The organism is Streptomyces sp. LS1784, assembly GCF_020103755.1.
Classification (GTDB): Bacteria; Actinomycetota; Actinomycetes; order Streptomycetales; family Streptomycetaceae; genus Kitasatospora.
The window spans coordinates 1-10904 of sequence record NZ_JAHSQD010000274.1 but is presented as its reverse complement, the minus strand read 5'-3'; the positions used below and the strand labels follow the sequence as shown (position 1 = coordinate 10904).

Sequence of the window (10904 nt, the reverse complement as noted above, 5' to 3'; positions counted from 1 at the left end):
CACAGGACCCCGGATCCCCGGTAGCCGACCGCGCCACCCTGCCCTGCTTCCAGGCCGTGATCATCGGCTCGATCAACGCCCACTGCTCATCCGATAAGTCGCTCGGGTACGCCCGTCTGTCCATGAGCCGCAGAACATCACCCGGGCCCCGACTGGCACGCCAGTACGGCCGACGTTCACACGAACGAGCGATCACGAACCGAGAGAAAGGGGACTTAACGTCCTCTCAGAGCTCCCGGAGGACCCACCCGCGAGTTCGGTCGGCGGTGGCGGCGGAGCGGTCTGCTCATTGGCTTCGTTAACTTCTAGGGACAGCGTGCCTGGGCCGACTTGATTGGTTGTCACATAGGACCGTTGGCGTGGGCCGGGTGCGCGGTCCTGGACGTAGCGTCTGATGACACCGTAGGAGATCGAGGTCTCGTGCTCGTCCATGAGCTTCGCCCAGATCTCTGTGGGGCGGTGCCCCGCCTCGACCATGGAGTCGACGAGATGCTGGACAGGATCGATGGTGGTCGGCCGACGAGGTAGCGGTTTGCGGGGGCGGGGTTCAGGGCCGTCCAGGGCGGCCCGGACGGTTCGCCAGGAGACGTTGTGGCGCTTTTCCAGAGCTCGCATCGAAAGGGCTTCCCGTTCGGCGTCGTGCCGGATGCGCCGGTAGAGCTCCTTCTTGTCGATCTTCTTGGGCGACACGGGGTTGGGAGCTGGCTTGCGCTGCCGACGGGGTGGTCGGGCATCTGCCAGGGCTCGTTCCAGGAGTTCGGAGGGGCGGCCGGCCAACGCGGCAAGGCGTTCCAAGCGAGGCTGTCCGAACCAGTTCGGTGAGCCGGCGAGGAGGCCGTGCAGGTAGCTGGGTCTGAGGTGGTTAGCGTGGGCCAGGCGCCGGATGTAGGAGTCGGTCGGTTCTCCGGGACGTGGCCGGACCTGGATGGGAAGCTGGTGCAGCTGCGGTTCCGGGGCCGCAGTCACCCGCCGACCGCCCTTTTCAGCGGAGAAGCCGCGGTCTCTGCGGCATGGTCCAGCGGGATCGCGTCGATGGCTTCCTTTGTCACGCGTTCGGTGCCGCTGAGGATGGCGTCGATCGCGGCCCCATGAATCGCATGAGACAGCGCTCCGATCATGCCGTCGGTCCGGTTGTGCAGGTAGCGGTCGAGCTTGACCAAGCTGCCGGACGGGTGATCGTGCAGCAGCAGGGTGTTCTCCATGGTGGCCACCAGCCCCTTCCACTCGGTGCCGTAGGGGAATGGGCGAGTGGGGACGAGTGTGAACCGGCCCGCGATCTGGGCCCCGCGAGTGCCGGCCAGAAGTTGTCGGCGTACGAGTCAACATGCACCACCTCGTACGAGTGACTGTGCACCAGAGTTGATGCGGTGACCGGCTGTTGTCCGTGAACCTCCTGTCGTCGGTTTCGAGCGGCAGGGAGGCGGTTGGCAGTGGTCTTGGACCCGCATCGCTGGCTGGAGTTGAGGCGATATCGCGCGCTTTACGACTCCGGCGCGATGAGTCAGCGGCAGATCGCGAAGGCGACCGGGCTGAACCGCCGTACGGTCGCGAAGTACCTGTCCGGTCAGGTCTCGGCGGCACCTCCGCAGCGGGCACCGGGTGCCCTGCCCCGGCCGCGGACGGTCGACGAGGTCGCCCCGCTGATCGACGCGATGCTGCGGTCCGAGGTCCTGCTCAAGGGGACGGTGATCCACGAGCGGTTGGTCCAGGAGTACGGGATCGCCATCAACTACCAGCGGATCAAGATCTACTTGCAGGAGGCCAGGCCCCGGATTGCCGAGGAGCTTGGCATCAATCCCGGCGAACTCGCGGGACTGCACCGCCGCTTCGAGGTCGTGCCTGGCGCCCAGGCCCAAGTGGACTGGGGCGATGAGGGCAAAATTCTCGCCCACGTCGGCATCCCGAAGGTCTACTCGTTCCACATGACGCTGTCGTACTCGCGCGACCCGTTCTGCTGCTTCACCACCAGCCAGGACCTCGCGACGTTCTTCGACTGCCACCGGCAGGCGTTCGCGCACTTCGGTGGAGTGCCGATGAGCATCGTCTACGACCGCACCAAGACCGTGGTCCGCCGGCACGTCGCTCCCGGCGAGGCGGTCCCGCTCCACCCGGAGGCGGTCGCGTTCGCGGGCCACTACGACTTCGACATCGACGTGCTGGCCGCCTACCGTCCCACCGGCAAGGGCCGCGTCGAGCGCCAGGTGCTGATCGTCCGCGACCACGTCCTGGCCGGGAGGGCGTTCTCCTCTGCCGAGGAGCTCGACGCCGCGTTCACGGCCTGGGTGCCCCTGCGGCGCGCGCGGGTCCACGGCACCCACGGCGAGGTCATCGGCCTGCGCGCGATCCGCGACCACGTAGCCCTGCGGCCGCTGCCGAGGACGCCCTATGTGGTCGCACAACGCCACCTTCGGCACGTCGGCAAGGACTGCCTGGTCGCCTTCGACGCGAACCTCTACTCGGTCCCCGCCCGCCGGGTCCGCCCCCGCCAGCTGGTCGAGATCCGGGCCACGAAGTCCCAGGTCGTACTGCACTCGACCGTCCCCGACTCGGCCGGCAGCACCCTGCTCGCCGTCCACTCAAGGGCGGTCGGCCGCGGCGCCCGCATCGTCGACGAGCGGCACTGGGACGGCCTGCCCAAGGGTGACACCAGGCGCGTCACGACGGGGGACGTCGTGCCCCGGCCCCGCCACGAACAGCCCCTGGCCGAGGAAGCGGGCCCGCTGCGGGCCCTACTCAACCGGGCCGCCGCCCATGTCGAGGTCGGCCGCCGACCGCTGTCCGTCTATGACGAGCTGACCGGCACCCGCCCGTTCACCACCAACTCCCCAACAAAGGACGTCCGTTGAGCCAGCTGGTCAGCAACCGAATCCGCACCATGGCCGTCAAGCTGGGCCTGCCCCACCTCGCCGAGAGCCTGAACCAGTACGCCAAGCGGGCGGACGAGGCGAAGATGGGCTACCTCGACTTCCTCGACCTCCTCCTCGCCGAAGAGCTGGCTGTTCGCGACGACCGCCGCTTCCGCCAGGGCTTGAGGCTGTCGAAGCTGCCGCACCACAAGACACTGGACGACTACGACTTCTCGTTCCAGCCAGAGCTCGACCCACGCAAGGTCAAGGACCTGGCCACGCTGTCGTTCGTCGAAGCCAAGGCGAACGCCGCCCTGCTGGGGCCGCCCGGGGTCGGAAAGACCCACCTGGCCGTCGCCCTCGCAGTCGCCGCCTGCCGGGCCGGCTACTCGATCTACTTCACCAGCCTCGACGACATGGTCCGCCACCTCAAGGCCGCCGAGGCCGCCGGGCGCCTGACCAGCAAGCTCCGCACCTACCTGCGGCCGAGCGTCCTCGTTGTGGACGAAGTGGGGTACCAGCCCCTTGAACGAGCCGAGGCGAACCTGGTCTTCCAGGTGATCTCCAAGCGGTATGAGAAGGGCTCGATCATCTTGACCTCCAACAAGACCTTCAGCGAATGGGGCCAGGTCTTCGGCGACGAGGTCCTCGCCACCGCCATCCTCGACCGACTCCTGCACCACTGCGACGTCATCTCGATCAACGGCAACAGCTACCGCCTCAAGAACCGCCTCCAGGCCATCGACCGGGAAACCGACGTCGCCTGAGCGGTTGACCAGTTTTCAAATTTTGGTTGCTGCCTGAGCCGTCGAACAGCTTCAGGCTGTCACTGGAGCACAGAGGCCGCATCGTCGCTCCGAGCCTGGTAAACGGTCACGGTCGTGGCCACAGCGTCGACTTCGATCGGTCCGGTGATCCTCAACCAGACCAGTTCGGGCAGGCCCTCGGAGCGATCGAGTCGGCCGACCGCCTCGGCAGGCCAGGGCAACGGCAGCTTCGGCAGGTGGATCAGGGAGATCCCGTCAATGAAGATGGGGGCCAGTTCGGGTTCCCACGGGCGAACCGAGTAGAGATTGGACAGCGAGACCACCACATCGGGCTTCCACGGCCCCTCGCGCAGCCACACGTCCAGCGTGTTCTCCTTGCGGTCCTCGTTGGACTCGTCCAACGAGATGCGCTCGATGAAGTAGCTGATGCAGGACTCCAACGTTCGCGCCGCATTCGTGCATCGGTTCTTGAAGGCGTCGGGTGCCCCATGTTCGTCGACCACGGCACGAGACTACGGTGAGCGGAACGGTCCATGAGAGCGACTTCGCCGAGACGGGTCAGTGGTGCACACAACTCCGTACGCGCTGGAGCACTCAGATCAGTACGCGGACAGAAGTTCGCTCTCCTCGACGCCGATGCCCGCGTAGACGAACGTTGCGGGGATGCGCTCGGAGAAGTACTTCAAGGTGTCGGAGACTTCGGCGCCGGACCGGGTGGTCTGCGAGATGTTGTGGATCTCGTCGACTTTACCGACCGCAGGAGCTCATGAACTGGCTCTGAACTGCGACGATTCATAGACTACATGTCCGCGACGGCGAGTTGGGGACGTTGTTGTCGTTCGTTCGGGTGCTTTCATCGAGGAGCCGTCGACGGTGTCGGCGTGTCGGAGCCCGACGACATAATTCGAAGCGTGGACCTGAGACCCGAACTGACGCCCCCGCCCGTGAGCCAGCAGCGGCTGGACGAGCTCTGTTGTGAGATCGAGCGGATCGCCGACCTGGTGACGTCCCGGTCGGCGAGCGCGGACGAGGTGATCAGGGCCTTTAATGCAAGGACGGGCCACGACTATGTGGCTCTCGACTTCGCCGGGTATGACGCCAGCCGGAGCCTTGTCGAGTTCGCGACGGAGGCTGCCCGGCCGGCTCGTCCCCGGGTTGCGGACATCACCCGGAACGAGCTCGTTGAAGTTGTCCGCAGGCTTCGGACCGGCTGCCCGGAGAGCGACTACTACCTGCGACTTCTCGAAGCCAACGTGCCGCATCCCCGGGTCAGTGATCTGATCTTCCATCCCCGGGCCGAACTGCGGGACGCCTCCACAGAGCAGATCGTCGATGAGGTGCTGGGATACCGGCCTATCGCCCTCTGATCAATGGGATAGGTCAGCCGGCCGTCGAGTTCTGTTCAGTGCCTGCAGGGTGCTGGCAAGCCGGTAGGTGCCGGTCTCGGCGCCCTCTGCATGTGACCGTGGTGGGTTGATCGATACGGTGTCGCCATGAGTGAGGGCATAGTGCGCGTGGAGGATGGCTGGCGAGTGCCTGCGTTCCGTGGGCTGGGTGTGGGCGAACATTGGCCTGGTTCATCGCCCGCCGCCCGGGCGGCGTGATCGCCGGGGCCCTGGCGTTCCGGCGTCACTGCATCCAGGTCTTCGAAGGCTACGCGGGCACCAGCGAGTCCGGGTTCCGCACGGAAGTGGAGAGCGAACAGGCCCTCGCCCGCGGCGAACACCTCATGGCCGCGATCGACGCGCACGAGCACACCAATCTCACCGGCCCCGCCGCCGATGAAGCCGCCCGCCGCCTGGAGACGTTCGGCGCCCGCGCCCGTTTCCAGGGCAGGGTCGTCCTGGACGAGAGCCGGCTGCGGCGACTGATGACACGTCACGACCCGGCGATCTATCCGGGCGAGTACGTCACCTGCGTCCACGACCACGGCAAGGCTCTCTGCGAGCGGGCCCGCCACCGCCGCAGCGAGGGCCTGCCTGATCGCGGCGGCTGCAAGCCCCTGGCCTGCCGGAATGTCGCTCTCACCCCCGAGAACGCGGCTGCCTGGCAGCGCGAGATCGACCGCATCGACCGCCGAATCGCCTCCCGCCCACCCCTGCCGCCGCTGCTGCAGCACCGACTGGAAGCCCGTCGCGCGGAGATCACCGCTTTCCTCCACCGGAACACCACCACCCGGGAGACCGCGTGACCCGCCCCGTCGACATCCCCGCCGAGGCCCGCGTCCGCCGGATCACGGACCAATACCTGAGTGAGTGCCGGGACAACGGCAAACGCCCCAGCGTCCTCGCCCTCGCCGCCAAGCTCAGCCTGAGCAACACCACCTTCCGGCGCCACTTCCCCGAACTGGCCAAGGAGGTCTCCACCATCCGCAGCAGCCCGTCCTCACCGGCGGGGACCGAGGTCCGGTCGAGTCCCTACGACATCCTCGTCGCCAGGAATGCCAAGCTCCGACGGGCCAACCGGTCACTGACCGAGAACCTCCACTTCGCCGCGGCCCAGATCCAGCGGCTGGCCTTGGACAACGCTCGCCTCCGCGGCGCTCTCGAAGAAGCGACCAAGGTCACCCGCCTGCCCGAGCGACGCCGGTGACATCATGCACTGGTGTTCTATCCAGATCTCACGCCCTACAGCTACTTCGACCACGGCCGGGACACCTTCACCGACCTGACAACCGGCTACCGATTCGTCAGCTTCAAGGCCCCCTACGAGCGGATCAACATCGGCTGGCTCGACACGAAAGAGCCCTGGACCGCCGGGCCCGTCCCGGTGGCCTTCGCCGAGAAGCTGCTGGCCGTCCTCGCGGTTCAGGCCGTCAACGAGTGCCTCGGCTATCACGACTGCGACCTCTGCCCGGACATTCCCCCGGCGGACGAGCAGACCTGGCGGCGGCCCGGCCACGTCCGCGCTTGCATCGGGAACGGAGAAATCCGCGTGCCAGTACAGCAAGGGACCGCCTTCGCGGCTCCACGGATGGTCGGGCACTACGTGCTGGACCACGGCTATCAGCCGCCGCAGGACTTCATCGACGCGGTCCTGGCCTTCGACCTGGACTGCTACTCAGAGCCCAGCTGGGCCTGCTTCCCCTGGATCCCGTCGGACGCGGAGGTTCTCGATGAGTGAGCGCGAAAGGAGTGCCAGCGCCGACACCCTGATCTCTGCTTCGACTCGACAACTGAACGATCAACCCTCAGCGGGTCAGCCGCCAATCTTGATCGTTGCCCAGGCGACCGCCCTACAGGGCCTTCGGCTCTTCAACGACTGTGGCGGCGATCAACGCCACCAGATTGTCGGTCCAACAGTCGCACTCTTTCGTTGCGACTTCTGCATCGCAGCCTGAACAAACCAAGTTGGGGCCATCCTGACCAGCGGGCCCACAGCACCCGGTGAGACGCCGAGGGTCGGAGTGAAGCGCCGTCCCCGGAAGGTCATCCGGGTGAAGGATCAGAAGACTGGCATCGAAATTGACCTTGAACGTTCCCAGCGCCATCCGCGGCGAAGCGATCTCGTTGCCAGGCGGACGTTCGGGACCTCTCAGCGATTCCCCCGGCTGAACCTCGCCAGTCAGAGGTTGCTGGCAGTTCGCGCAGTGAAAGATGGCCATACAGCCATTCTCTCCACCTCCTTCGGCACCGGCTGACCCGACCCCGTTTGGTCAGTGGTCAACGCTCAAGTGCGTTCACAACGGGATGATCGACGTCGCGACCAGGACGGTGACCGCGGCGGTGCTGCGGCCGTCGACGAAGTCGGTGGACGCGAGCGTGCTGCTGGCCCGCACGGTCACCCCGGAGCTGATGCGGCCGGGCTGGGTGGAAGCGCTGAAGATGTCCCGCTCGGTGCTGCCGCACCGTCGTCTGCTGACACTGGACGAGCGCCTGGAGCACGCTGCGGCCAAGCCGGTGATCGTTCCGGAGACCATCGTCTGCGACCACGGGATGGTCTTCGTCTCCCACAACTTCCGGGCGTCCTGCCGGTTCCTGGAGATCGACTTCCAGCCCACCCACAAAGGGTCGCCCTTCCAGAAGGGCCACATCGAGAAGATGCTCGACTCGGTGGCCGGGATGTTCGCCCAGTTCCTGCCGGGCTACACCGGCCGCAACACCGACCGCCGCGGGCGGCACCCCGAGCGCGAGAACCTGTGGTCGCTGCCCGAACTGCAGGAACTGCTGGACGAGTGGATCGTCGCCAAGTTTACCGACCGCGAGTTGTGCTGCTCGTGATGTCCATCTGGGCCTGTGACGTGGACGTCGCGGGCTCGTTTACCGACCGGGACCGAGACGTCCGTCATGTTCCGGAGTCGGTACGGAGGACAAGTGGCACGGCACGTCATCATCGGGGACTTGAGGGTCCAGCAGATCGAGCGGAAGGGCGGGCTGAGGTCGTGGACGATCCTCTGGCCCGAGGGCACGGTCCACGTCGAAGCGGACCGGTTCCTGCAGCAGTACGACGGCTCGGGCACGCAGCGGACTTACGCGTATCTGCTGGTGGACCATCTGCGCTGGCTGGAGCGTGAGTGCCTGGCGTTCAGCGCGGTTCAACTGCTGGACCTGGAGCGGTACATGGGCATCGTCGGTGCCGAGGTCCGCATGCCGCTCGGGGAGCCGTGGCGGGTGGGTAAGCGCCCCTACGGCCGGTCTGCTCTGTCGGCAGCGGCGTCCTGCGTGATTGGCTTCTACCTGCACCAGGCGTCCCTCGGCGACAACGTCGAGCTCGGCGAGAAGCTCGACGGCACTCGGCTGCCGTCGCGGGTGGACCGTCGCCGCTCGCTCCTGGGGCACGTGAAGACGGCCATGCCCGCGAACCCGCTCGCGCCGAAGGGACCGCACCGCCGGCACCCGAAGATGCTGCCGGACGGCGCCCGCGAGCGGCTGCTGGAGACGGTGAACTCGGCCCGGGACCGGCTGCTGGTCACCTGGCTGGCCGACGGCGGGCTTCGGATCGGCGAGCTCTGCGGACTGCACCTGGTCGACCTGCACCTGCGCGAGAACGCTGCCTGCGGTGAGTGTCGCAGCCCTCACCTGCACGTCTGCCACCGGCCGGACAACCCGAACCGGGCCGAGGCGAAGACCAAGCACCCCTGGCGGACCGAGCACGGCACGGTCACCGGCGGGCTGATCAAGCGGGTCAGCCCGGCGATGGTGCACACCTACTTCGACTACCTCACCAGCGAATACCCGGGTGGCGCCCGACACGGCATGCTCCTGGTCCAGCTGCACGGCGCCGACACGGGCCAGCCCTGGGCTCCGGTCGGGGCCCGCCGGATGCTCGGCCGCGCCGGGAAGCGCGCCGGGCTCGGCACCGTGAAACCCCATGCTTTCCGGCACACGTTCACCTCCGCGGTCCTCGACGCCGCCGACGGCAACCTGCTGATCGCCCGGGACGCTGGCGGCTGGGCCTCGGCCGCCACGGTCGACGAGGTCTACGGCCACGTCGACGTCCACGATCCCGCTTTCGACGCGGCCCTGCGCACGGTCTGGGGTGAGCCGAAGTGACCGTGACGACTCTGTTGCCGCAGCAGGACACCCGCACCGGGCGGGACCGGCTGGAGGTCCTCACCGCGCTGATCAGCGCCCCGTTGTTCGACCAGATGTTCCGCCCTGACATCGTCAAGGTTCCACCGAATCACCCGGTCTACCGGTGGAACTGCCTGGCTGCGGATTGCGAGAGGTCCACGATGGGGCACGGCGACCTGTGCTCAACCCACGAGATGCTCTGGCGCGAGCACCGCGACCAGGGAGGCACGCGCGCCGAATTCCTGCGCACTGCACCGCCGGTCGGTCCCGGGGAAGGAGTGGAGCAACGGCCCTGCCAGATCTGCTCCGAGCGGCCAGCCCGCCACCTCACGCTGCAGCTCTGTCACTACCACGAGTACCGCTGGTATCACCACCGCGACCGCCACGGGGACAACGCTAACTTCGACGCCTGGCTCGACGATCAGCACACGCTCCCCGGCTTCGGCGGCTGCCGGGTCGGGGTCTGCCCAGAGCTGGCGGACTCCCCACTCGGCTTGTGCTTCCGCCATGAGCGCCGCTATGGCAAGCAGGGCAGACCGGGCGGCGCAACACTGCCATCCCAGTGGGGCAACCGCTACGGACGTCGCGGCCTGGCCGCGCCGGTCAGCTACGAGGACGAGCGCGCCTTCCAGCGCTGGTGCGCGACCGCCCCGGCCGTGCTCCGCCCCGCGCAGGTCAACCTCCGGGGCCTGCATCCGCTGCTGCGGGCCGAGATCCAGTGGGGCATGTTCGCCTACACCCAGAAGGCACAGGGCCGCTGGGAACTGGTCACCTGGCAAGGCCTGACGAACTTCGCCCGTGAGCACGGGCTCCGGTCGCTGACGGACGCGGGCCCCGAGGAGGAACGCCTTCTCCAGAAGACGGTCAGCCGGGAGGCAGTCCACATCGTCCGTGCTGTGACCGACTGGCTGCACCCCGTCTACGTGACGCCGACCGAGACGCGCGAGCTCGGATACATCCTCACCGAGCACTTCGGGCGGAAGCTCACCGGCCGCTCGGTTGACATGGACCTCACCGGAGTTTCCCAGCGATGGCTGCGCGACCTGATCTGGGACCACTTGGTCGCGATGGTGTTCGTGTCGAAGATGATCACGGAGGTCCTTTCGCTTCCTACCTGGCGCCATCCTTCTCCTGCGTCGCCCAGTTGCGCGATCGACTTTGTGCAGTCGATGTCTTGTGACGCAGGGGACGCGCTCTCGCGGCGGCCTGCCGGGTCGTTGACCTTCTCGCCGACCACGACTTGCTGGCCAACGCCAACACCACTGCCACGATGCTGAGCAAGGCTTGGGAGGTTCTGGCCGACCAGCTCAACACCGACGCCGAGTCGGAGCCGGCCGGGGCGGCCGCCGACGTCCTTCAGGCCGTCGAGGACGCACGTCGGGCGCGGGACGAGGCCGAACGCGAGCTCAACGAGGTGATCCGTTCCGCGATGCTCAACCGGAAGACCACGAAGGTCCGGGTCAAGGACCTGGAGAAGGCTGCCGACCTTACCCGGGGACGGCTCTACCAGATCCGCGACGGGCGCCGCTGACCGCATGGACACCGCCGACGACGCCTCCCGTCCCGCTTCTTCACCGCGTACACCTCGGCGTCCTGACCCGCCGTCGGCCGGGCCCGGCGCGCACCACCGCCCCTGCCCCTGCCTCCGCCGCTTCCGCGGCTCAGGGGCAGGGGCACGTGTCGTGGTCGAAGATCCCGCGGTGCCCGACCGGGGCGAGCCGGCGGAAGACGACGCCCGGCGACCGGCTCCGGCACACCCGGAGCCGGTCGGATGCTTC

The 10904-nt window shown here is 67.5% G+C and carries 14 protein-coding genes and 2 pseudogenes; 10 read left to right on the top strand and 6 right to left on the bottom strand.

Annotation, left to right across the window (positions count from 1 at the left end; genetic code table 11):
- The 3 genes from KS423_RS48115 to KS423_RS26705 form a co-directional block, all read right to left on the bottom strand.
- On the bottom strand, positions 1 to 124 hold a 124-nt coding region (locus tag KS423_RS48115; RefSeq protein WP_374120038.1), incomplete at its 3' end, for a transposase.
- Positions 125 to 192: 68 nt separating this feature from the next.
- Positions 193 to 690: a hypothetical protein gene (locus KS423_RS26710; RefSeq protein WP_224282319.1), complete on the bottom strand. Its 498-nt coding sequence runs from the start codon at positions 688 to 690 to the stop codon at positions 193 to 195.
- Positions 691 to 962: 272 nt separating this feature from the next.
- The gene (locus tag KS423_RS26705; RefSeq protein WP_308020251.1) at positions 963 to 1202 is read right to left on the bottom strand and encodes a hypothetical protein; all 240 of its coding nucleotides are present in this window, start codon (positions 1200 to 1202) and stop codon (positions 963 to 965) included.
- A 228-nt stretch (positions 1203 to 1430) separates the two neighbouring features.
- On the opposite strand from KS423_RS26705, the gene istA reads away from it, so the two are divergent.
- Positions 1431 to 2846 (top strand): IS21 family transposase, encoded by a 1416-nt coding sequence (gene istA / locus KS423_RS26700; RefSeq protein WP_224282320.1) that lies wholly within the window; start codon positions 1431 to 1433, stop codon positions 2844 to 2846.
- Entirely contained in the window at positions 2843 to 3613 is a 771-nt protein-coding gene (istB, locus tag KS423_RS26695; RefSeq protein ID WP_224282318.1) for an IS21-like element helper ATPase IstB, read from the top strand. Before istA ends, istB begins: the two co-directional genes overlap by 4 nt.
- A 59-nt stretch (positions 3614 to 3672) precedes the next feature.
- Here istB and KS423_RS26690 read toward each other — a convergent pair whose 3' ends face one another.
- On the bottom strand, positions 3673 to 4116 hold the full coding sequence (locus KS423_RS26690; protein WP_224282317.1) for a hypothetical protein: 444 nt from the start codon (positions 4114 to 4116) through the stop codon (positions 3673 to 3675).
- 105 nt (positions 4117 to 4221) lie between these two features.
- A pseudogene (locus tag KS423_RS26685) lies at positions 4222 to 4359 on the bottom strand (ATP/GTP-binding protein); the annotation flags it as partial.
- Between the two features lie 165 nt (positions 4360 to 4524).
- Between KS423_RS26685 and KS423_RS26680 the strand changes: the two are divergent.
- The 4 genes from KS423_RS26680 (at position 4525) to KS423_RS26665 (ending at position 6736) form a co-directional block, all read left to right on the top strand.
- Positions 4525 to 4980, top strand: coding sequence for a hypothetical protein (locus KS423_RS26680; protein ID WP_224282316.1), 456 nt, complete (start codon positions 4525 to 4527; stop codon positions 4978 to 4980).
- 200 nt (positions 4981 to 5180) lie between these two features.
- Positions 5181 to 5804 carry a hypothetical protein gene (locus KS423_RS26675; RefSeq protein ID WP_224282315.1) on the top strand — a complete coding sequence of 208 codons (624 nt, stop codon included), beginning with the start codon at positions 5181 to 5183 and terminating at the stop codon, positions 5802 to 5804.
- Positions 5801 to 6205 (top strand): hypothetical protein, encoded by a 405-nt coding sequence (locus KS423_RS26670; RefSeq protein WP_224282314.1) that lies wholly within the window; start codon positions 5801 to 5803, stop codon positions 6203 to 6205. Before KS423_RS26675 ends, KS423_RS26670 begins: the two co-directional genes overlap by 4 nt.
- 12 nt (positions 6206 to 6217) lie before the next feature.
- A complete protein-coding gene (locus KS423_RS26665; RefSeq protein WP_224282313.1) occupies positions 6218 to 6736 on the top strand; it encodes a hypothetical protein in 519 nt (172 codons plus the stop codon).
- A 112-nt stretch (positions 6737 to 6848) separates the two neighbouring features.
- Here the strand turns inward: KS423_RS26665 and KS423_RS26660 are convergent, their stop codons facing one another.
- Positions 6849 to 7217: a hypothetical protein gene (locus tag KS423_RS26660; protein ID WP_224282312.1), complete on the bottom strand. Its 369-nt coding sequence runs from the start codon at positions 7215 to 7217 to the stop codon at positions 6849 to 6851.
- An 82-nt stretch (positions 7218 to 7299) separates the two neighbouring features.
- Between KS423_RS26660 and KS423_RS26655 the strand changes: the two are divergent.
- The 4 genes and pseudogenes from KS423_RS26655 to KS423_RS26640 all read left to right on the top strand — a co-directional run.
- Positions 7300 to 7815 (top strand): annotated as a pseudogene (locus KS423_RS26655) (integrase); the annotation flags it as partial.
- A 138-nt stretch (positions 7816 to 7953) separates the two neighbouring features.
- Positions 7954 to 9105, top strand: coding sequence for a tyrosine-type recombinase/integrase (locus KS423_RS26650; protein WP_224282311.1), 1152 nt, complete (start codon positions 7954 to 7956; stop codon positions 9103 to 9105).
- Entirely contained in the window at positions 9102 to 10403 is a 1302-nt protein-coding gene (locus KS423_RS26645) for a hypothetical protein (protein WP_224282310.1), read from the top strand. The genes KS423_RS26650 and KS423_RS26645 overlap by 4 nt, the downstream gene beginning before the upstream one ends.
- The gene (locus tag KS423_RS26640; RefSeq protein ID WP_224282309.1) at positions 10397 to 10657 is read left to right on the top strand and encodes a hypothetical protein; all 261 of its coding nucleotides are present in this window, start codon (positions 10397 to 10399) and stop codon (positions 10655 to 10657) included. The genes KS423_RS26645 and KS423_RS26640 overlap by 7 nt, the downstream gene beginning before the upstream one ends.
- Positions 10658 to 10904: the final 247 nt, after the last annotated feature.